The following is a 21,790-nucleotide window of genomic DNA, read 5'->3' as shown; positions in this document are numbered from 1 at the left end:
TTATTCGATTAATGCTTGAGAAAATGGTTGAGTTCTTCTATTCTTCATGAACAGGAATTTCCTTAATAATCTTAGCAGGATTGCCGGCTAGGACTACGTTATCGCTGAATGATTTAGTCACCACTGCACCAGCTCCAACTACGACATTATCTCCCAGCGTCACGCCTGGCAGAATCGTTACGCCACCACCAGCCCAGAAATTGTCACCAATCTTAATCGGCGCCCCGTATTCAATACCGGAATTTCGTTCCACTGGATCAAGCGGATGCAGCGGTGTCAGAAACTGGCAATTGGGACCCAGCATGGCATTCTTTCCAATGGTAATAGGACAGACATCCAGCATAGTCAGGTTCCAGTTAGAACAAAAATTTTCTCCTAAATGAATGTTAATTCCGTAGTCGCAAACCAAATCTGGCTTCATAGCAAGATTCTCCCCTGTGCTGCCAAACCATTCTTTGATAATAGCACTTCTCTTGTCGCTGTCTTGCTCTTGGTTAAAACGATATTGAAATTCTTTGGATCGGGCTCTAATTTTTCTTAAATCTTCGTCTTGTGGTCGGTAAATCTCTCCCGCAATCATTTTTTGGTATTCGCTAGTCATACTTGTCTCCTCAAAAGATTAGGATTTCTTATGAACTTGTCATAGATTTGATCGGTTCAAAGCTTCTGCGGTGAATCGGTGTGATACCGTATTTTTCCAGTCCTTCCAGATGTAGCTTGGTGCCATAGCCGGCATTTTGGGCAAAGTCATAGCCTGGATAAATCTGATCAAATTCCGCCATCATCTTGTCCCTCGTCACCTTGGCTACGATAGAAGCCGCAGCGATGGACAGAGAATTAGCATCACCCTTGATAATGGACTGCTGGGGCAAGGGCAAGTCTAACTTCATCGCGTCAATCAAGAGGTAATTTGGCTTAATTTTTAGCTGGGCTACAGCTTCTATCATGGCTAGCTTAGTCGCTTCATAGATATTGACTCGATCAATCGTTTGATTGTCCATAATGCCCAAGCCAACGGCTAAAGCCTGATCTAGCACTGCTTGATAAATTTCCTCATGTTTTTTCTTGGGAATCTTTTTACTGTCATTCAGACCTTTTATTTTGCAGTTAGGAGGCAGAATGACTGCTGCTGCGACTACTGGACCAGCTAAGGGACCTCGTCCGACTTCATCAATGCCAGCAATCGCCTGAAATCCTTGACTATAGAGTTCTTTTTCATAGCGCAGCATGTACTCTAGGCGTAAGTCTTCATCTAGCTCTGCTTGGATTTCTTTTTGGCGCTTGAGTAAGAGCTTTTGAACACTGCTTCGCTCATCCTGCTTTAAAGTCTTAAAAAGCGGATCCTGCAAATCAGAAACTTGAGCCAGTTGCTCTTGGATTTCCTTAATCGTGGCCATCCAATTCCTCCAATGTATCCAGTGTATAGCGACCTAAGCGCCCATCACGCACTTCCTTGACAAAGAGACTGTAAAAACGATCGTAGTCCTCTCTGAAGCCCAGTTTTTTGGTCATATCCATAATCATATCTGGCGCTTCCAGCTCTAAATCCAGCTGCTTAAAGCGCTCCTGCAGTGCCTTGGGATAATGCTCTTTGAAATAATTGAGTCCGAAAATCGTGACCTCATCCATGGGTAGCAAATTATCCTTGATAGCGCCCGTCAAAGCGAGTTTCAAAGCCACCATTTCATCTTCAAATTTTGGCCAAAGAATCCCCGGTGTGTCTAGAATTTCCAAATCCTTATTGGACTTGAGCCACTGCTGACCTTTGGTGACCCCTGGTTTATTGCCGACTATAGCAATTTTCTTACCAGCTAGCCGGTTCATCAGCGTTGACTTTCCAGCATTGGGAATCCCGATAATCATGGTCCGCAAGGTTTCGATTTGAATTCCTCTTTCCCGCTGGCGAGCTAGCTTATCAGCCATTAATTTCTTAGCTGCTTCGGTCACTTTTTTAACTGCAGATTGTTCCTTAGAGTTAATAGCCAACGTTTTGATTCCCTGACTTTCAAAATAGGCCTGCCATTCCTTGGTTAAGTTTGGATCCGCTAAGTCGGCTTTATTTAAAATCAACAACTTAGGCTTATCCCCAACAATTTTAGTCAACATGGGATTTTGACTGGACAAGGGCAACCTCGCATCCACCAAAATCGTCACAAAATCTACAAATTTAATACTTTCTTGAACCTGTCTCCGAGCCTTGGACATGTGCCCCGGAAACCATTGAATCGTTGCCATTAAAAACCTCTTTCTTACAATATTCTAGTATCTCATTATACCAAAAAAATAGAGAATAAAATAGTAAAATCGCTCCCTCAAACTGACAGAAGCGATTCTCTATTCTTATAAAAATGACGGTTTGCGATCCTGCTTATCTGTGAATGGAACTCGCGGTTCACGAATCCTAGTCACATAATCAACAAATTCCTCGCCAGTCTGATCAAACTCAGCAACTGCGAAAAATTGATCGTGGTAAAAGAAAAACTTATAGTGGTTTTCAAAAGCTTCTTTGAGCCATTTGTCTTTGGCAACAATTGAGCGCATCGGATAATCATCTACTGCAGCAACCCACAGAGGTTTCCGATGGGCATGAGTCAACACCAGATCAGCCATATGAATCATGGTTTCCTCGCCCTGTTTGAGTAAGATGATGCTGTGACCATTACTGTGACCACCTGTATGAACCATTTGAATTTCTGGAATGACGTTCAGATATTCAGTAAAGGTTTCAACCTGATCTTGGATTGGCTCCCAATTTTCCTTCAGATAAGTTCCCCTTGTCCGACTATTAGGATTTCGCATTTCGTACCATTCCATCTCATTTACAAAAATCTTTGCATTTGGGAATTTTGAAACAAGCTGATTGTTCTCATCTAGTCTAGTCAAACCGCCAGAGTGATCATGGTGCATATGCGTCATTAAAATATGAGAAATATCTTCCGGTTTTAATCCCAAGAGAGCCAAACTTTCTTCAACACGGCTCTCAGAAAGAATACCTAGATTGCGACGTTGTTTATCAGAAAGCTTAGCCGTATCAAAACTCGCATCAATTAAATAATTTTGCCCCTTGTATTGAATCAAAATCGGATCTGTCAGTTCAGCCATCATATTTTCTTCTGTTGTTGGATAATAACGCGACCAAACAACCTTTGGTACAGGGCCAAATAAGGTACCTGCATCTGTGAGCTTATCCGCTCCACGCAACCAAGTCAGCTTCATTTCCCCAAACTGATACTCTTGTAATTTGAGTTCTGTCATTTTTTACTCCTTTAACCATCTTTCTGCGATTTCTTTTCTGATCGAATTCCCTGACCGTCCATAATTCTCAATAATTTCAGCATCTTTAAAATAGCGTTTGATATTCACATGATCAAATTTTTGTAGAGGCCCGATAAGACGGAGAATTTCATCTGTAACCTCTAGCGCCACCTTAGTCATATATAGCTTTATCCGTGCAACAAACTTGGAATCTTCTTCTATTTGATTAGGATAGGATGAGAAATAAGCATCTGCAGCACAAATTTTATTGTACAGATCTGCGAACTTGTACTGATGCAACTCAACATCCATCAGTCGCTTGCCGAATCCTCTTTTTACACGTGCAAACTCAAGACCCTTATGAAAAGCACCTTCGGCCACCCCTAAAGCAACCGCACTCAAGCCAAGTTGCATATTCTTTATAATGTTATTAAATTGTTTATTTCCAGCCAAGACTCCGCCTAATAAGGCAGTTTCAGGCAGGTTTACCTTGTCCAAGGTAACAGAACTTAGAGGAAGTCCTAGTAAACCTTGCTTTTCTATCTGCTCACCAATGAGTACACCCGAAGCATTCGTCTCCACAATGAAGAAGCCGTAAGAATCAGGCTTTCCAGTTTCCCTTACTTTAGCTAATACCAAGAGAACGTCCGCAATGCTGCTATTTGACACTTTGGCTTTTTCTCCCGAAAGTTGCCAACCTGTCTCTGTCTTGATCGCATAGGTCTCCAAATCTGCCAAACTATTTAGATTCTTAGACTCAGAAAATCCAAGACCTGCTTTACAAGTTCCCTTTACCAACTTGTCCAGATAACACTCTTTCTGTTGCCCCGTACCAAACTTCAAAATCGGATAAACACCATAACAACCTTGGGTCAGCAATATAGTTGAAAGAGCTGGAAACTCATTCGAAATGATTCGAATAGAGCTGATAAAATCAGAAGCCAAAGCCTGGTCATCTTCTGACAAAATCGGTGAAAAAATATCCAAATCCGTCGTCATTACTTCCCAAATCTCCTGAGGAAAGTCGACTGACTCATCATGATTTTTCATGTAGTCTCTAATAGCTGTATTTACATATGAACTCAATGCTGCTGTTTTGGTGCTGGACTTCATCATCAATTCTCCCCCCTATGGATGTGGCTCAGAAAGAGGCTGATAATAACCTTTTAAAAGCTCTTCATATACGTATGCTTCTACCTCATTGTAGCTTGCTTTATAAGGCCGACAGAACCAAATGTTGAAAGGAACCGGATCCTTAAAGCGCACAACCTTGAATTTATTCTTATCGACAAAATATTCTAAAGGACGAGGTAACAGTGCAATCATATCGTTTTGATAAGTTGACTCTATCAAGAAATCCCATGTCGATGATAAATAGGCAAAATTTGCTTTTATCTTTTTACTCTTTAATTTTTCAGTGATTAAATCGTAGGTTGTAAATGATTTATTAAAGGTCGCTAAACCGTACTGAGCTATATCTTTCCACTCCAATAATTCTTTGTCCGCCAAAGGATGATTCTTATCCATATAAGCCACGTATTCATCAACTTGGATGATATACTGTTCATATTTCTTGGGATCTAAGTTGGTAGGTTCAATTACTACGGCAAAATTCAGATCACCCGTAACCAACTTTTGGCGCAATTCATTACTTCCATCCTCAGTAACTTGAATGTTGACTTGCGGATTGCCTTGTAAAAACTTTGGTAAAATACTAGAAAAATATACACGTAAAATCAATGACGGAATTCCCAAGTTAAAGGTACCTTTTTGTTTAAGAGCTTCCATATGAATCATTGACTGCATCTCTTCATGACGGTTGACAATCTCTGTGGCAAAGCGGTAAATCTTACCACCAGCTTCCGTCAGACTCTCTAATCTCCCATTTCTGCGATTGAAGAGCTGGACTCCTTCCGTTGATTCAAAATTTGTGACAAACTGACTCAAGGCTGACTGGCTGATATGAATTTTCTTAGCTGCGATAGAAAGATTGCATCCACATTCGACGATATTGATAAAGTAAGTCATTTGAATTATATCCACTTTTCGTCTCCCATCTTTCAAATTTTACGAGGTAATTTGCCATAAATAAAACAGCAACTGGCCCTCGAAACTATGATGACCAGTTGCTAGTATTCTGATTAAAAACTAATCATCGCTCAAGTTGTTATAAACACATAGTAACACACTTTCAGAGAAAGAGGAGATTAATTGCTTACTAACCTTATTATATTGACATCGTTTTCAAGTCTTCTGAAACAATTACTTCTCCTGCTGTCTTTTCAAGCACTTCCTCTAAGGTAACGCCAGGTGCAAGTTCTTTCAAGAGGAACTTACCATCTTGGAAACCAAAGACAGCCAACTCTGTAATGACTAGATCAAGAACTCCTTTGGCAGAAAGTGGCAAAGTACACTCTGGCAAAAGTTTAGATTGGCCATCAGCAGTAGTATGCTGGATTGCACCGATAACACGTTTTGCTCCAACCAACAAGTCCATAGCTCCACCCATTCCTGGTGCAAATTTACCTGGAATAATCCAGTTAGCGATACTACCATCTTGACTGACTTCCAAAGCTCCTAGCACGGTCGCATCAACGTGTCCACCACGGATGATCGCGAAGGAAGTCTGCAAGTCAAACAATGCTGCTCCAGGTAAGAGAGTAATTGGCGCTCCTCCAGAGTTTGCTAAGTTTGGATTGTAAGTATCTTTCGTTGGTGTTTCACCAAAGCGAAGCGCTCCATTTTCAGCCTGAAGAATAACGTTTACTCCGTCAGGAATATAGTCAGCAGATGCGTTTGGAATACCAAATCCTAGATTGACAACATCTCCATCTTTAAATTCTTGTGCAACACGTCTTGCAATAATTTCTTTTGCTTTCATATTAGTTCACCCCCGCCAATTTTTTAGTCTCTGTCCAAAGATCACCCATCATCTTATGGTGTTCTTCTGGAGTCAAGCTTTGGACGACATAGTCAACAAGGATGCCCGGAATATAAATATCGTTCGGATGAATTTCGCCAGCTTCAACAATTTCATTCGCTTCAACAATGACAATATCTGCTGCGAGTGCTAATTGCAAGGAAATGTTTTTCGTAGTGCCATCGATATACAAGTTGCCGTATTTGTCAGCTTTAGTCGCTTTGATTAAGGCAACATCAATTTTAAGTGGATCATAGACCAAGTATTCAAGGCCATTACGTTCCACTTTTTCATAATCTTTTTCTAAGATTGTTCCGACTCCTGTCGGGGTCAAGACAGCTCCTAAGCCAGCTCCAGCTGCATGGAGACGCTCGACAACAGTTCCCATCGGTGTAAATTCGACTTCCATCGTCTTTTCAAAATACTCACGTTGAGCTGCTGCAGATGTTCCTATGTGGGCTGCAATATATTTTTTTACTTGGTGATTTTCACAAAGTCGTCCAACCCCAACTTCTTTACCAGGATGAGATGTTACCACTGATACCAAAGTCAAGTCTTGCTGGTTTTGTTTTACTAATTCTTCAATCAATTCAAAAGGTTCACCGACACCGAGGAATCCAGAAATTCCAACGATATCACCCGATTTGACCTTAGAAATAGCGTCTGATAATGATACAACTGATTTCATGCTGATACCTCCTCTTTTACTTACGATTGAAAACAGCTTTGCGTTTTTCAACAAAAGCACGCATTCCTTCTAGTTTGTCTTCTGTAGAGAAGAGCAAGGCTTCTGCTTCTGTTTCCAGACGGATTGCATTTTTAAGAGGAAGTTCCGCACCAACTTGAATGACATGTTTTGCTTTTTCAACAGCTAACGGTGCATTCTTCATGATGGCTGCGGCTAATTCTTCAGCTGAAGACAACAATTCTTCAGCAGGAACCAGTTTGTTAAGAATACCTAAGTCATAGGCTTCTTGACCTTTCACTGTACGAGCAGTGAAGATAAGTTCTTTGGCACGGCTAGTTCCAATCAAGCGAGACATCCGTTGAGTACCAGCAAATCCTGGAATAATACCCAAGCCAACTTCTGGGAAGCCAACCACTGTTTTTTCAAATCCAATACGGATATCTGTTGAAAGTGCTAGCTCCATACCACCACCGAGTGCATAACCATTGATGACTGCAATCGTTGGTTGGCGTAAATCTGAAAGGCGAGTAAATGTATCATTTGCAAATGTCATGTATTCAAATGCTTGAATAGGTGACATCAAATCCATTTCCTTGATATCTGCTCCGGCGACGAATGCTTTTTCTCCTGCTCCAGTTACGATGACAACGTGAATTTCTTCGCTTTTCTCAACTTGATCAAGAACTTCATTCAAATCAGCCAAAACTTGAGAACTCAAGGCGTTCAAAGCTTCAGGACGGTTGATAGTGATATATCCAATCCCATTTTTAACTTCTAATAAAACAGTTTTACTCATTTTTATGCTCCTACTTATAAAATTGAATGACTAAGTATGGTGTCAACAAATACTTAAACCAAAAATGTAAGAGCTTACATTATTATGATATACCATTTCTCACACTTCGTCTACTTAATCATCATTTATACATCAATAAGCTAAGCTTATAGTTTTGATATTCAAATTAATTTTTCGAAAAATAAAACAAGCCCTATCAAGGCTTGCTTGCAAAAAACGGCTCATCGATAGGACTTGTTTATATAGTAGAAGCAAATGGAAAACTTCAAAAATGAACTAGATTCTAGCGTTCTACGATGACCGCTGTACCCATACCACCACCGATACAAAGGGTAGCAAGACCACGTTTAACATCACGTTTTTGCATTTCGTGCAAAAGTGTTACCAAAATACGGCAGCCTGAAGCACCGATTGGGTGACCAAGAGCAATCGCACCACCATTTACATTGACTTTTTCAGGATCAAGATTCAATTCTTTACCAACGGCACATGCTTGCGCTGCAAATGCTTCATTGGATTCAACCAAATCTAAATCTTCCACTGTAAATCCGCCTTTTTCAAGGGCTTTGCGAGATGCGTAAATCGGACCACAACCCATAACTTTTGGATCTAATCCAGCGCTTGCGTAAGATTTGATCGTTGCCAAAACTGGAACGCCCAATTCTTTAGCCTTATCAGCACTCATAACAACAACTGCTGCTGCACCGTCGTTAATACCTGAAGCATTACCAGCAGTTACGGTACCATCCTTCTTGAACACTGGACGCAATTTTCCCAATCCTTCAAGAGAAGCATCTTTCCTTGGAAATTCATCTGTATCAAATACGATAGGATCACCCTTACGTTGTGGAATTTCAACAGGAACAATTTCTTCTTTGAAACGACCAGCTTCGATCGCTGCAACTGCACGTTTTTGAGATTGCACAGCAAAGTTATCTTGGTCTTCACGTGTAATGCCATATTGTTCAGCAACGTTTTCAGCTGTAATTCCCATATGGAAAGATTCAAAGGCATCTGTCAAGCCATCGCGGAGCATAGTGTCTACTACTTGAGAGTCTCCCATACGAGCGCCCCAACGTTGGTTTGGAAGGACATAAGGAGCTTGGCTCATGTTTTCAGCCCCTCCAGCTACAACGATATCAGCATCTCCGCACAATACAGCTTGAGCCGCCAATTGAACTGCTTTCAAACCAGAGCCACAAACTTTGTTAATAGTGAAAGCTGGAGAAGCTACTGGGACACCTGCGTTAACACTCATTTGACGAGCTACGTTTTGACCAAGACCTGCACCTAGAACATTCCCCATGATAACTTCATCAACTTGTTCTGGTTTCAAATTTGCTCGTTCAATAGCACTTTTAATAACTAAACTACCTAGATCAACAGCCGAAACATTTTTTAAAGTTCCACCAAAAGAACCTAGAGGTGTACGGACTGCTGCTACAATAACTGCTTCTTTCATTTCTTGCTCCTTATATCTTAATATTTAAAGAATCCTTCTTTAGTCTTGCGACCAAGCTTACCAGCTTCAACCATCTTCTTCAGAAGTGGAGCAGGACGATACTTAGGATCTCCAAATCCATTGTTCAATACTCCCATGATAGCCAAGCAGACATCAAGACCGATCAAGTCAGCCAATGCCAATGGGCCAATTGGGTGATTAGCACCTAGTTTCATTGCTTCGTCAATTTCTTCTGCTGAAGCAACACCTTCACCCAAGATGAAAATAGCTTCATTGATCATTGGAATCAAGACACGGTTCACAACAAAACCATAAGAATCTTTCACGTCTACAGCGGTTTTACCGATTTTTTCAGTCAATTCACGGACAGCTTTTACAACTTCATCTGACGTTTGAAGCGCACGGATAACTTCAACCAATTTCATAACTGGTGCTGGGTTGAAGAAGTGCATACCAATAACACGTTCTTGATGAACTGTCGCAGCTGCAATATCAGTAATAGATAGAGATGAAGTGTTTGAAGCCAAAATAGTTTGAGGGTCAGTCAACTCATCCAACTGTTTAAAAATGCTCAATTTGATGTCGCGATTTTCAGTAGCCGCTTCAATAACCAATTGAACATGTTTAGCATCTTCATAAGATGTAGAAGGAATCAGATTTGCCAAAATGCTGTTTTTATCTTCTTCTGACAAACGACCTTTTTCAACAGAACGAGACAATTGCTTAGTAATACCATCTAGCCCTCTTTGAACAAACTCTTCCTTGATATCATTGAGATAAACTGTGAAACCTGATTGAGCAAAGACTTGTGCAATACCGCTTCCCATTTGACCTGATCCGATAATCATCACTTTTGAAATACTCATTTTTTTCTCCTATTTACTATCAAAATATAAACTTCAAAAAGAAAGAATCGGAACGATTACTAGCAAATGCTGAGCAATCGTTCCAAATTCATTATTATACAAATGCTCCAATACCAGTAATTTCACGACCTACGATCAAAGCATTCACTTCATGAGAACCTTCATAGGTGTAGATTGCTTCCGCATCTGCAAAGAAGCGAGCTACATCAGTTTCAAGAGTGATTCCGTTACCACCACATGTTTCACGTGCAAGTGCAACTGTTTCGCGCATTACCAATGAGTTGTGCATCTTAGCAAGTGCAGAGTTCAACATCAATTCGTTACCTGCTTCTTGCATTTCAGCAATACGAGCTGAGTATGAAAGTACTGCCACTGCGTTAGCTTGCATTCTAGCCAGTTTTTCTTGTACGATTTGGAATGCAGCAATTGGACGTTTGAATTGTTGACGATCTTTAGCATACTTAAGAGCTGCTACGTATGAGCCACAAGTGATAGCAGTTGCAATGTGAGCAACGTCAGCACGAGTGAATGTCAAGATGCGAGCTACATCGCCAAATCCATTGATGTTTACCAAACGGTCTGAATCTGGAACCTCAACGTTCTTCATAGTAATGTGTCCATTACGTACGCAACGAAGAGCTGTCTTGTGAGGGATTGGTTCTGCATGATATCCAGGAGCTCCTTTACGAACGATGAAACATTTTACTTTTCCATCTTCAACGTCGCGAGCAAATACTGGAACCACATCAGCTGTATCTGATCCACCGATCCAACGTTTTTCTCCGTTCAAAATCCATTTATCGCCAACACGCTCAGCTGTTGTCGCAAGACCTCCAGCAATGTCAGAACCTGACAACGGCTCAGTCAAAGCGAAACATCCTTGCCAGTCAAATGCAGCTAATTTAGGAAGGAATTCTTTTTGTTGGCGCTCGTCACCACCAAGCAAAACTGTGTTGTAGCAAAGTCCACCATGAACTGTGAAGAAAGTCGCTATAGACGCATCGAAACGGCCTAATTCCAAATACAAGAATGCGATGTAAAGTTCTGATGGTTTGTAGTTGCCTTCGCGACCTTCGAACAATTTAGGGTTGTTCATGATTTGAGCGCCTTTAGCAACTGCATAGAATTCTTCAAATGGGAAATCAGGCGCTTCCCAATATTCATTAATGACTGGACGAAGATGTTTTTCAATCAAACGACGAGTTTCTTGTAATACTTCCGCTTCTCCCAATGTCAAGCCATCGGCATAGTGGAAAAGATCCTCAGGGTATAGTTCACGTAAAATTTCTTCTTTAGTTGCCATTTTATTGACTCCTTTTGTCTAGTTTTTATTTATATAAGAGCGCTTTCATTTTTGTAGCTCAGTATTTGTTGACGCTTTCATTTTATATCTAATATGTCCTAGTGTCTACTTAAGAAAGATTAAGAAGAGCATAAGTCCAGATTATACATATTGATTTAACTAGCTTTGAAAGGTCTTTTTCTAATAAAAACTAGGAAAAAATCTTTGAATACGGTTACAAATTTTGAAGAGAAATCTACTTTAAACTGAATTTTTATATTGAGTTTTGAAAAAGAAAAAGCCCATCTGGCCTTTTCAGCATTGTTATCGGATTTGCTCAAAATGCAAATGGACAGCAATATGGTCACCGTAACCACTACGCTCCAAATCACGCTGCAAGCGATAGGAAATATAATGCTCAGCAATAGTGATATAGCCTGCTCCCAAGAGACGGTTTTCAACCATAGACTGAATCATACTGATTGTGGCCCGCTCAACCTTAGCTTCTTCCAAATCTAACACGACCTTTTTTGTCACCAAGGCCAGATTTTGACGGAGGTCGTCTGTCAAGACATAAACAGTTTGAGCTGCTTTTAATACCGCTTGATAGATTTTATCAGGGTCAAAGTCAACGACTTCCCCACTGCGTTTAATGACTTTCATAAAATACTCCTTATTTATATATTTCTGATATAGTGTAAATCTCTGGCTTGACTGCTATCAATCCAATTTACAGTGGCAGATTCAAAGACAAAACCTTCTTTTTCATAAAATGGAAGACCGATAACATTTCCTTCCGTTACTGTAACGGCTTGCTCTCTAGCCTGATATTGTGATTTTTGATAACTTGTCAAGGTCTCCAGTAATGCATGGCCGATTCCCAAACGTTGAGCCTGCGGCAAGACGTAGAGAACATAAACATTGGCTCTGCCGTCCTCACTCATTCCACCACCAATACAACCGAGCACCTGCCCATTTCTTTCTGCCAGCCAATAGCCATTCCATTCAGGAGAAAGTTCTGTCAAGTCCTTCAGCAAACGTTCTTGGCTATAGAAAATGTCAAAGACTCGCTCTATGTAGGAAGAGGAATAAATATCTTTATAGGTAGTCAGCCAAGTTTCTCTACATATTTTTTGGATTAGTTGCCAATCAGCCTTACTTGCCTTACGAACCTGCATTATCATCACCTCTTAAGCAATAACTTACCCTATCATTATACAATTTTTTCTTGTTTTTTTCAAAAAGAATGAAACATTTAGAAAAAGGACTGCAGAAATGAACCGAACCTCTGTTCTTAGAATTCTATCTAACATTTGAGGCGCCATTCAACTGCAATCCTTTTGAAATATTTTTCAGAGAATTATAAAGATTAGTCCTTCTAGATCAAGTTAATAGGACTAGGCAATAAGACATATACTATATACTACTTTGCTCTAATACAATGTCTTGTTTCTTGTAACGATAATGCATTTTCCAATGATTTTCAGATACTTCTTCTAATTTCAGAGTTTTGTTAATCTTATTAAAAGGCAATTTCTCTTCCTCAACTTTCTTTAGGAGCTCAACTAATAAATCACCCCCAGCGTTTAGAGAAATCAAACTATCATCCTCACTATCGTATTGAAGCAAAACTTTCTTAGTCGGTTTGTGGATAACATTATAAAGATTAAAAGCTCTTTCGATGTCAAAATTCTTCTCTTTGTCTGCTATCATTGACACAGTATGTAACTCTAATCGACCAATTTTAAACGCTCCAAAAAGATTGACAACAATCCCTAATCCAGCAAGTGTTTCCCAGATGAGAGAGAAAAGTTTTAAATCCCAATCTGTTATAAGGTTAAGAAGTAGATAAAGAGCCCCCAAACCAAACCCTAACAAAATTAGACCTGCGCCATAAAAACTTGCCTTATCACCAGTTCGAATAATTGGCTTGTCGTAAACTATCTTCCCCTCAAGCTTTTCCAGACTACGCTTTGCCTTATACTCCTCGATTCGTTGACTATGCTTTTCTGTCATATTATTTCATCACACCTTACTTACTCTATATAAAATCTAAAGCAAATTTGCCGATCAATAATCTGGTCTCAAGACCCCTTTAACAGTCTCTTTCGTCGCTTCATAGTCGCCATCAACCACGACCTTGATAATACGCTTAGCATCTTCCTCAGGAGCTGGCACAAGCGGTAAGCGGGTTGGACCTGCTGCAAAGCCCATGTAATTGAGCACTGCCTTGACTGGAGCTGGGCTTGGGTAAGAGAAAAGCGCATTGACTTTAGGGATGAATTTTCGTTGGATAGCAGCCGCTTTTTTGATGTCATTGTGTTCAATAGCATCCAGCATTTCAAACATTTCATCACCATTTGTGTGAGAAGCAACGGAAATAACCCCATCAGCCCCCAGATTCATAGCATGAAAGGCATCGCCATCCTCACCAGTATAAATCAGGAACTCCTCTGGACGATGTTCAATCAAATAGGCCATATTCGCCAGACTGGTACATTCCTTCACGCCAATAATATTTGGGTGTTCTGCCAGTCTTAGCATGGTCTCAGGCGTCATTTCAACCACTACCCGTCCTGGGATATTGTAGATAATGATAGGCAGGTTTGAAGCATCCGCAATGGCTTTAAAGTGCTGATACATGCCTTCTTGAGACGGTTTATTGTAATAGGGGACAATGGCCAAACCAGCCGCAAAACCACCAAATGCATCTACTTCTTTGACAAATTCAATGGAGTCGCGCGTTTCGTTGGTACCGACACCAGCTATCAAAGGAACACGCCCCTTGACAACTTTTTGTACAGCCGCAAATAATTCCAACTCTTCATCGTGGGTCAGGGTTGGACTCTCTGCAGTCGTTCCAGCTAGCAAAATCCCATCTGTATGATGGGCCAAAAGGTGCTCAATCAAGTCCGGAATGGCCTCAAAATTGATGGAGCCATCTTCATGAAAAGGCGTAATGAAAGCGGTGATAATTTTACAATTCTTCAAATCTGCGTATGCCATAGACTTACCTCTCTTTGTATGAAAAGAGGATTGAATGACAGAAATTCAATCCTCGACCTGTCACGTATTTTCAGACAGTTTATTTTAATTCAAAAACAACTTCTTCCGTCGGACGGACCAAACCACGCTCATGCAATGTCTCTGCGATTTGAACAGAATTCCATGCTGCTCCTTTAAGAAGGTTGTCTGAAACAACCCACATATGGATTCCTTTTTCTGCATCCAAGTCTTTACGGATACGACCTACAAAAGTATCGCGTGAACCAACTGCGTTAATTGCTTGAGGATAGATTTGATGAGCTACATCATCCTCAAGAACGGCACCTGGGAAAGCTGCAATGGCTGCTTTGACTTCTTCAATCGGAGCCACTTCTTTCGTTTCAATGTAAACAGACTCAGAGTGAGCTGACAAGACGGGAATACGCACACATGTTGCTGAAACTGCGATGCTATCGTCTTCCATGATTTTCTTGGTTTCTTTGGTCATCTTCATCTCTTCGTAAGTGTAATCATTGTCAGTGAAGACATCGATTTGTGGAAGAGCGTTAAAAGCGATAGGATAGTGTTTCTTGTCACCACCTGAAGGCAAGATTTCCGCATGCAAATCACGTGGGGCAACACCATCATTCAACACTTCACGAAGTTCACGTTGCGTTTCGAGAATGGCTCCCATACCAGCACCAGACACTGCTTGGTAAGTTGAAACAATGATACGGTCCAAGCCCCATTGCTGACGGACAGGCTCCAAGGCCACCATCATCTGAATAGTTGAGCAATTAGGACAAGCAATAATCCCTTTATGCTGATCTAGTGCATGAGCGTTGACTTCTGGAACAACCAGAGGCACATCAGGATTTTGGCGGAAATATGAGGTATTGTCCACTACGACTGCACCAGCTTTAACTGCATACGGAGCATATTTTGCTGAAGTAGAGCCACCAGCTGAGAAAAGAGCGATATCCACGCCTTCAAAGGCAGTTTCTGTTGTTTCTTCGATGGTGACATCTTGTCCTTTGAACTGAAGAACCTTACCAGCTGAACGAGCAGAAGCCAAATAACGTATCTTATCAATTGGAAGTGTTGATTCTTCCAGCATTTTAATCATTTGAGCGCCAACAGCACCAGTGGCACCAACTACAGCAACTGTATATCCCATACAATCCACCTCTGAATTTTCTAAAAATTTTGTATATTCTAGTATTATACTATTTTTAAGGAAAAATGCAAATATTTCTAAAGGATTATGTCCTTATTTTGTCGAAATATGCAGCTCTCACAATGTTGACCTCCACAATATCAATGTCTCTAAGCTCAGCCGCGGATAACTGTCTTGCATTTCTAAGAGTAGTTTCATCAGGAGTAATGGCACTCACGACGCTAACCGTCTCAGTATCAATGTCTCTTAGATCAGCTTCGACCAGCGGTCTTGCCAATCTAAGAGAGGTTTCAAGGTTTACAGATTTTGTTCTCACGAACAAAACTGCATCCATTGCTCTACGACTCAACTTCTTCCTGTGGACTCGTTTCATCAAGAGCAATAGCACTCACGACGTCGACCGTCTCAGTATCTATGTCTCTAAGCTCGGCTGCGACTAATTGTTTTGCCTCTCTAAGAGACATAAAAAAATCCCCAATCCGTAGACTGGGGATAAGGGCACTTTCGTGTGATCAGCAGGTTCACACAACTGATCAAGGTCCGCTCCTGCGTTTATGACCTCCCATGCTTCAATTTGCAGAAAATCTGCATATCGACTCATCGCACTTATCTATCATAAGCTATAGCGTAGAAAATGTCAAGCCATAAAGATTGGTCAACCATCACAGATACTTACTTCCCTCTCGAATACTCAGTGCAGCCATTTCTGCCTGATGCCGCTCAATAAAATCTCTGACCCAGTCTGGGTTGGTTTTGGAATAATCTCTCAGCGCCCAGCCGATGGCCTTGTTAATAAAGAATTCTGTTTGGCCTAGATTATTCACTAAAATTTTCTCCAACAGCTCCGTGTCTGTTTCTTCTTTTCGCAATAGCTGATGATCAATGGCTAATCGCCGCAACCAAAAATCTTTATCGCAACTCCAGGATAAAATAATCTCTTTTGTTTCTGGAAATCGGGCAATGATAGATCCGACCAAGCGGTCTAAAAAGTCAATGGTATCCCACCAAGATTTTGTCTGGGCTAACTTTTTCAAATGTGGCAAATCAGTTGGGGTCAAGAGCTTCTTGCAAATTTCCAGATAATCTAGCGCAGCATACTGCAATTCTCGATAGGGATTATTCCAAGCTCCATTTATAAAAACCCAATCAATGACGGAGTCAGTCTGCTGTTTGAAAAAAATCTTTGCGAGTTTCCTCCTAGCCGGAGTCTTGATTCCTAAAAACTCAAATTTATTTTTCATATAGGCTTTCATAGCAACCGCATCATCGGGGCTAGCTGCTGCTTTTAAATTTTCAAGTAATTCCTCTACATTCATAGCTTACTCCAGCAATTCACGGTCATAAATAGTGTAGTCGCAGCGGTAAATCACGAGGCGCTTGCCATCAATCAGCAACTCAGAAGTTTTGGGGGCATCAGATTTATCAAGAGAGACACGATCCCCAGCATAAGCTGCCAGTGGAGTGCCATTTTGAGAGCGAATCAGAATGACCTTCTTCTTGCCGTTAAAGTCGTTTTTAAAAGCAGAAATCATACGATTTAAAACAGGGACTGCATGGCTATTCTCCTCAACATCTGCAGTCTTTTGATATTGAGCAAAGACATCTTTCAAGCCTTTTTCTTCTGCAATCAAGGAAGAACCCACATGATCAATCTCATACTTACCCAAGGTGATTTTGAGCACAGATGAGTCTTCTTTGGAATTTCCTTCTGCATCAACTGAGTCAAACTCCTCGTTACGCGAGATGGACAGGGACTTCCCTGACATCTGGTCTATGAGTTGGGAATTTTCATCATAGGTGCGAACCGTCATCTCCAGCCCCAGCCATTCCTCCTTGGCATTTTTAAACCACTTTTCAACGGACTGACAACCAGTCAAGGTCAAAAGACCGATACTCAAAAGAGCTATTAATAGGTATTTCTTTTTCATCATTTATGCTCCATATTTTTTTCGTATAAGGAAAGTTCTTTTGCAATTTGTGATTTGGCTGCTTTTCCCGTCAATAATAACTTGAGAGGTCTCATCACTTGCAGTCCTAGACCACCCATTGCATAGTAAGACAGGCGATAGTGAAAATAATTAACAAATTCAATGATGGCAAACAACCAAAGTAAAACTCCAATAATGATATTACTGCTACTACTCACTCTAAAAGACCAGATCCAAATCGGTATATATGCAAGCAGCAGCATAAAATCCAGCGCTTTTAGCCCTTTATAAAGAGGGGCAAGCAGTTGAGTTTTCAAGGCCTTCTTCTTTTGGATTCGTTTCAAACAGTTAAGCCAATAGAGGGAACCTTGAACCAATATCAGATTAAGAATTAACAGTGGGAAATAAAGGACGGCACTGGATGTAGCAAATCGACTCTCTGGTTTCGTATACAGAACATACACGATACAGAACAACACGACGCTTATCGATTCCCCTGAGGCCAGATAAATTAATTCCTGTTTTAGACTTCTTTTTTTCAATGTTCATCCTCCTATGAGCAAAAACTAGGTGATGGGAATATGGCTTTATTATATCAAAATATCTGGAATTTAAGTCTAAAAAAGAGAGGCCCAGCGCTATTTAGCCCAACCTCTTCTTATATCTTAAATTCAATTAGAACAGACCAATCGCTGTACCGTCTGCTGCCACATCCATATTGAGTGCCGCAGGACGTTTTGGCAATCCTGGCATGGTCATGACATCTCCTGTCAAAGCCACGATAAAGCCTGCCCCAAGTTTTGGTACCAACTCACGAATGGTAATTTCAAAATTTTCTGGTGCACCAAGAGCTGCAGGATTGTCAGAAAAGCTATACTGCGTTTTGGCCATACAAATTGGCAGCTTGTCCCAGCCATTCTTGACAATTTCACGAATCTGAGTCTGCGCTTTTTTCTCAAAGTTTACTTTTGAACCGCGATAGATTTCAGTGACAATTTTCTCGATCTTCTCTTCGATAGTTGAGTCATTATCATAAAGACGAGTATAGTGTGCTGGTTTTTCGTCAATAGTTTTGACAACAGTTTCAGCCAGAGCCACACCGCCTTCAGCGCCATCAGCCCAGACACTGGCAAGCTCAACAGGTACCCCGATTTCTGCACAGAGTTCCTTGAGCGTAGCAATTTCAGCTTCCGTGTCAGAGACAAATTCATTGATGGCTACTACTGCTGGAATACCGAACTTGCGGATATTTTCAACGTGGCGTTTAAGGTTAGCAAAGCCAGTTCTGACTGCTTCTACATTTTCTTCTGTTAGAGCATCTTTCGCAACGCCGCCATTCATCTTAAGAGCACGAAGGGTTGCGACAATGACTACTGCATCTGGAGAAGTTGGTAAGTTCGGAGTCTTGATATCGAGGAATTTCTCAGCGCCAAGGTCTGCACCGAAGCCAGCTTCAGTCACTGTATAATCAGCCAAGCGCAACGCTGTACTAGTCGCCAAGACCGAGTTACAGCCATGGGCGATATTGGCAAACGGTCCGCCGTGGACAAAGGCTGGTGTTCCGTAAATAGTCTGTACCAGATTTGGCTTAATCGCATCTTTCAAGACCAGAGCCAGAGCCCCTTCTACTTCAAGATCACGAACGTAGACTGGCGTGCGGTCATAGCGATAACCAATAACAATGTTAGCCAAGCGATTTTTCAAATCTTCAATATCCGTTGCCAAGCAAAGAATCGCCATGATTTCAGAAGCAACCGTGATATCAAAGCCATCTTCGCGTGGAATACCGTTAACTGGACTTCCCAATCCAATCGTTACATGGCGAAGGGCCCGGTCATTCAGGTCAACAACCCGTTTCCAGATAATGCGACGTTGATCGATTCCCAGAGCATTTCCCTGATGCAAATGATTGTCGATAAGAGCAGACAGAGCATTATTCGCAGTCGTAATGGCGTGCATGTCACCAGTAAAATGCAGGTTGATGTCTTCCATCGGTAGAACCTGCGCGTGACCGCCACCAGCTGCTCCTCCTTTGATACCCATCACTGGCCCCAAAGACGGTTCGCGGATAGCAATCATGGTTTTCTTGCCAATCTTATTAAGCGCATCAGCCAGTCCAATGGTAATGGTAGACTTACCTTCGCCAGCTGGCGTTGGATTGATTGCTGTTACCAAAATCAGCTTGCCGACAGGATTTTTCGCTACCTCACGAATTTTGTCAAAACTGAGCTTGGCCTTGTACTTTCCGTACAGCTCCAAGTCGTCATAATCAATGCCAATCTTTTTTACTACATCCACAATAGGCTGTAATTCAACACTCTGAGCAATTTCGATATCTGTTTTCATTAAGGAACTCCTCTAATTTGATAAAACTATTATAACAAATATGATACAAAACTGCACATTTAAACTCCAATAGCAACATAATGTTCGGTAATTACTTTAAATATTTTTGCATGATGCATCTTTTCTAGTAAAAAAATAAGTTTGGCTAAATTGAGCATTAAGTTAATTTTATTTTACTAAATTCGTTTTTTCCTGTAGAATAAAGCTATGAATATATTGATTACCTCTGGCGGAACAAGTGAAAAAATCGACCAAGTCCGCTCTATCACCAATCATTCGACTGGTCGACTTGGAAAAATGATAGCTGAGCATTGTTTGGCAGAGGGTGCTTCGGTGACTCTGCTGACAACGGCTAAAGCTGTTAAACCTGCACCGCATGACAACCTAACGATTAAGATGATCGAAGATACGGAGCAGCTCCTGACAGCCATGGAAGAGCTGGTACCGGCTCATGATGTGCTCATTCATTCAATGGCTGTTTCTGACTATAAACCAGTGTATATGGCAGGATTTGAGGAGGTTCTTGCCAGTTCAGATTTGGCTGAATTTCTGGAAAAAAGTAATTCTGAAAGTAAGATTTCATCTGCCGATGACTATCAGGTACTTTTCCTCAAGAAAAATCCTAAAATCATCGGTAAGGTCAAGGAATGGAATCCCAATATTCGATTGATCGGCTTTAAGCTCTTAGTAGGCGTCTCTAAAGAAGAGCTACTGGCTACTGCTAGAGCCAGCCTTGAAAAAAATCAAGCAGAACTAATTGTAGCCAATGATTTAACGGAGATTTCAAGCGGGCAACACCACGCCTACCTCCTTGGTGCAAATACTGTCACTGAAGCTTTCTCCAAGGAAGAAATTGCTGAACAATTGTTAAGCCATATCCAGAAAGGAGACAGTTCATGACCCATGTTACTCTCGCTGTCACAGGCAGTATTTCAGCCTATAAGGCAGCAGATATTACGAGCCAGCTGGGTAAGCTAGGCTATGGTGTATCTGTTCTCATGACGGAAGCTGCTAGTCACTTTATCACTCCGCTTACCTTACAGGTTTTATCAAAGAATCCTGTCGCCCTTGAACTTATGGACGAGCCGAGGCCAGACAAAGTCAATCATATTGAAATCGGCAAAGAAACGAATCTTTTTTTAGTCGCTCCTGCCACAGCCAATACTATCGCTAAACTAGCTAACGGTCTTGCAGACAATATGGTAACCGCTACAGCCCTTGCCCTTCCATCTCATGTCAAAAAGGTCATTGCGCCAGCCATGAATACCAAGATGTATGAAAATCCACTGACTCAGCACAATTTGGAAAGATTAAAAGAATTTGGCTGGGAGATTATTGAACCACGTGAAGCTATTCTAGCTTGCGGAGACCATGGAGCTGGCGCTCTAGCTGATGTCAATACTATTATAGAAAAAGTAAAGGAAATTATAAATGAAAAAACAATCTAGTATCGCACAAATTGCTATCTTTTTTGCTATTATGTTAGTGCTCCATCTGCTGAGCTCTGTTATTTTCAACCTACTACCGGTTCCGATTAAACCGACCATTATTCATATCCCAGTCATTATCGCTAGTATTATCTACGGACCGCGAATTGGAGCTGTTCTTGGAGCTCTGATGGGGGTAATCAGTGTGGTGACCAACACCGTTGTCCTGCTGCCAACTAGCTACCTTTTTAGTCCCTTTGTAGAAAACGGTAGTATCAATTCATTGATAATTGCTATGGTTCCACGTATTCTAATCGGAATTACTCCGTATTTTGTCTACAAATGGATGAAAAACAAGCCAGGTTTAGTTTTAGCTGGTGCCGTGGGCTCAATGACTAACACCATCTTCGTTCTCGGAGGAATTTTCATTCTATTTTCATCTGTTTACAATGGAGACATCAGAGCCATGCTTGCGCTGGTTTTATCAGCCAATTCAATCTCAGAAATGATTATATCCGCTCTCCTTACAGTTGCAATCGTTCCAGCACTTGAAAAACTAAAAAAATAATCACTTAAGTGATTATTTTTTTACTCTATTTTTGTTCACTTTTTCAAAGGATTTCATTATTTTTTAAGTCAGCACTTTCAAAAATTATGA

26 protein-coding genes are annotated in these 21,790 nt (G+C 41.1%); 3 read left to right on the top strand and 23 right to left on the bottom strand.

The window, feature by feature from the left end; all coding sequences use genetic code 11:
* Nucleotides 1-37 precede the first annotated feature (37 nt).
* The 23 genes from D8793_RS07980 to D8793_RS07870 form a co-directional block, all read right to left on the bottom strand.
* Nucleotides 38-601, bottom strand: a complete 564-nt coding sequence (locus D8793_RS07980) for a sugar O-acetyltransferase (protein ID WP_125371985.1) — start codon at nucleotides 599-601, stop codon at nucleotides 38-40.
* Between the two features lie 28 nt (nucleotides 602-629).
* Complete coding sequence (gene rnhB / locus D8793_RS07975; RefSeq protein ID WP_125371983.1) at nucleotides 630-1,397, bottom strand: ribonuclease HII; 768 nt, start codon at nucleotides 1,395-1,397, stop codon at nucleotides 630-632.
* Complete coding sequence (ylqF, locus tag D8793_RS07970; protein WP_125371981.1) at nucleotides 1,384-2,235, bottom strand: ribosome biogenesis GTPase YlqF; 852 nt, start codon at nucleotides 2,233-2,235, stop codon at nucleotides 1,384-1,386. The genes rnhB and ylqF overlap by 14 nt, the downstream gene beginning before the upstream one ends.
* A 105-nt stretch (nucleotides 2,236-2,340) precedes the next feature.
* On the bottom strand, nucleotides 2,341-3,255 hold the full coding sequence (locus D8793_RS07965) for an MBL fold metallo-hydrolase (RefSeq protein ID WP_048764406.1): 915 nt from the start codon (nucleotides 3,253-3,255) through the stop codon (nucleotides 2,341-2,343).
* 3 nt (nucleotides 3,256-3,258) lie between these two features.
* On the bottom strand, nucleotides 3,259-4,371 hold the full coding sequence (locus D8793_RS07960; protein WP_125371979.1) for an acyl-CoA dehydrogenase family protein: 1,113 nt from the start codon (nucleotides 4,369-4,371) through the stop codon (nucleotides 3,259-3,261).
* 12 nt (nucleotides 4,372-4,383) lie between these two features.
* A complete protein-coding gene (locus D8793_RS07955; RefSeq protein WP_185761060.1) occupies nucleotides 4,384-5,298 on the bottom strand; it encodes a LysR family transcriptional regulator in 915 nt (304 codons plus the stop codon).
* Between the two features lie 184 nt (nucleotides 5,299-5,482).
* Entirely contained in the window at nucleotides 5,483-6,136 is a 654-nt protein-coding gene (locus tag D8793_RS07950; RefSeq protein ID WP_125371975.1) for a 3-oxoacid CoA-transferase subunit B, read from the bottom strand.
* A 1-nt stretch (nucleotide 6,137) separates the two neighbouring features.
* A complete protein-coding gene (locus D8793_RS07945) occupies nucleotides 6,138-6,863 on the bottom strand; it encodes a CoA transferase subunit A (protein WP_125371972.1) in 726 nt (241 codons plus the stop codon).
* A gap of 16 nt (nucleotides 6,864-6,879) precedes the next feature.
* Nucleotides 6,880-7,659 (bottom strand): enoyl-CoA hydratase/isomerase family protein, encoded by a 780-nt coding sequence (locus D8793_RS07940; RefSeq protein ID WP_125371970.1) that lies wholly within the window; start codon nucleotides 7,657-7,659, stop codon nucleotides 6,880-6,882.
* A gap of 283 nt (nucleotides 7,660-7,942) precedes the next feature.
* Entirely contained in the window at nucleotides 7,943-9,121 is a 1,179-nt protein-coding gene (locus tag D8793_RS07935) for an acetyl-CoA C-acetyltransferase (RefSeq protein WP_045497409.1), read from the bottom strand.
* Nucleotides 9,122-9,138: 17 nt separating this feature from the next.
* Nucleotides 9,139-9,987, bottom strand: coding sequence for a 3-hydroxybutyryl-CoA dehydrogenase (locus D8793_RS07930; RefSeq protein ID WP_048764395.1), 849 nt, complete (start codon nucleotides 9,985-9,987; stop codon nucleotides 9,139-9,141).
* 94 nt (nucleotides 9,988-10,081) lie between these two features.
* On the bottom strand, nucleotides 10,082-11,290 hold the full coding sequence (gene fadE, locus D8793_RS07925; RefSeq protein ID WP_005590354.1) for an acyl-CoA dehydrogenase FadE: 1,209 nt from the start codon (nucleotides 11,288-11,290) through the stop codon (nucleotides 10,082-10,084).
* A gap of 303 nt (nucleotides 11,291-11,593) precedes the next feature.
* Nucleotides 11,594-11,932, bottom strand: coding sequence for an ATP cone domain-containing protein (locus D8793_RS07920; RefSeq protein ID WP_015604984.1), 339 nt, complete (start codon nucleotides 11,930-11,932; stop codon nucleotides 11,594-11,596).
* A 14-nt stretch (nucleotides 11,933-11,946) separates the two neighbouring features.
* Nucleotides 11,947-12,447, bottom strand: a complete 501-nt coding sequence (locus tag D8793_RS07915; RefSeq protein WP_125371968.1) for a GNAT family N-acetyltransferase — start codon at nucleotides 12,445-12,447, stop codon at nucleotides 11,947-11,949.
* 238 nt (nucleotides 12,448-12,685) lie between these two features.
* The gene (locus D8793_RS07910; RefSeq protein WP_125371966.1) at nucleotides 12,686-13,285 is read right to left on the bottom strand and encodes a hypothetical protein; all 600 of its coding nucleotides are present in this window, start codon (nucleotides 13,283-13,285) and stop codon (nucleotides 12,686-12,688) included.
* Between the two features lie 54 nt (nucleotides 13,286-13,339).
* Entirely contained in the window at nucleotides 13,340-14,275 is a 936-nt protein-coding gene (dapA, locus tag D8793_RS07905; protein ID WP_005590358.1) for a 4-hydroxy-tetrahydrodipicolinate synthase, read from the bottom strand.
* Nucleotides 14,276-14,354: 79 nt separating this feature from the next.
* The gene (locus D8793_RS07900) at nucleotides 14,355-15,431 is read right to left on the bottom strand and encodes an aspartate-semialdehyde dehydrogenase (RefSeq protein ID WP_125371964.1); all 1,077 of its coding nucleotides are present in this window, start codon (nucleotides 15,429-15,431) and stop codon (nucleotides 14,355-14,357) included.
* A gap of 85 nt (nucleotides 15,432-15,516) precedes the next feature.
* Nucleotides 15,517-15,780, bottom strand: coding sequence for a hypothetical protein (locus D8793_RS12215; protein WP_260471111.1), 264 nt, complete (start codon nucleotides 15,778-15,780; stop codon nucleotides 15,517-15,519).
* Complete coding sequence (locus D8793_RS12210; protein WP_260471109.1) at nucleotides 15,770-15,895, bottom strand: hypothetical protein; 126 nt, start codon at nucleotides 15,893-15,895, stop codon at nucleotides 15,770-15,772. Before D8793_RS12210 ends, D8793_RS12215 begins: the two co-directional genes overlap by 11 nt.
* A 198-nt stretch (nucleotides 15,896-16,093) precedes the next feature.
* Nucleotides 16,094-16,747 carry a DNA alkylation repair protein gene (locus D8793_RS07885; protein ID WP_125371960.1) on the bottom strand — a complete coding sequence of 218 codons (654 nt, stop codon included), beginning with the start codon at nucleotides 16,745-16,747 and terminating at the stop codon, nucleotides 16,094-16,096.
* A 3-nt stretch (nucleotides 16,748-16,750) separates the two neighbouring features.
* Complete coding sequence (locus tag D8793_RS07880) at nucleotides 16,751-17,362, bottom strand: DUF5052 family protein (RefSeq protein WP_125371958.1); 612 nt, start codon at nucleotides 17,360-17,362, stop codon at nucleotides 16,751-16,753.
* Nucleotides 17,359-17,901 (bottom strand): hypothetical protein, encoded by a 543-nt coding sequence (locus tag D8793_RS07875; protein WP_125371956.1) that lies wholly within the window; start codon nucleotides 17,899-17,901, stop codon nucleotides 17,359-17,361. The genes D8793_RS07880 and D8793_RS07875 overlap by 4 nt, the downstream gene beginning before the upstream one ends.
* Nucleotides 17,902-18,034: 133 nt before the next feature.
* Nucleotides 18,035-19,705, bottom strand: a complete 1,671-nt coding sequence (locus D8793_RS07870; protein WP_125371954.1) for a formate--tetrahydrofolate ligase — start codon at nucleotides 19,703-19,705, stop codon at nucleotides 18,035-18,037.
* Between the two features lie 207 nt (nucleotides 19,706-19,912).
* Between D8793_RS07870 and D8793_RS07865 the strand changes: the two genes are divergently transcribed.
* From D8793_RS07865 to D8793_RS07855, 3 genes are read left to right on the top strand one after another with little or no spacing between them, the layout of a single operon-like run.
* Entirely contained in the window at nucleotides 19,913-20,605 is a 693-nt protein-coding gene (locus D8793_RS07865) for a phosphopantothenate--cysteine ligase (RefSeq protein ID WP_125371952.1), read from the top strand.
* Nucleotides 20,602-21,153 carry a phosphopantothenoylcysteine decarboxylase gene (gene coaC, locus D8793_RS07860; protein ID WP_125371950.1) on the top strand — a complete coding sequence of 184 codons (552 nt, stop codon included), beginning with the start codon at nucleotides 20,602-20,604 and terminating at the stop codon, nucleotides 21,151-21,153. Before D8793_RS07865 ends, coaC begins: the two co-directional genes overlap by 4 nt.
* A complete protein-coding gene (locus D8793_RS07855; RefSeq protein ID WP_125371948.1) occupies nucleotides 21,137-21,700 on the top strand; it encodes an ECF transporter S component in 564 nt (187 codons plus the stop codon). Before coaC ends, D8793_RS07855 begins: the two co-directional genes overlap by 17 nt.
* The last annotated feature ends 90 nt before the right edge of the window (nucleotides 21,701-21,790 follow it).

Source organism: Streptococcus cristatus, from assembly GCF_003943465.1.
GTDB lineage: Bacteria > Bacillota > Bacilli > Lactobacillales > Streptococcaceae > Streptococcus > Streptococcus cristatus_C.
The sequence above is the reverse complement of the archived record's forward strand: the minus strand, read 5'-3'. Positions and strand labels throughout refer to the sequence as shown.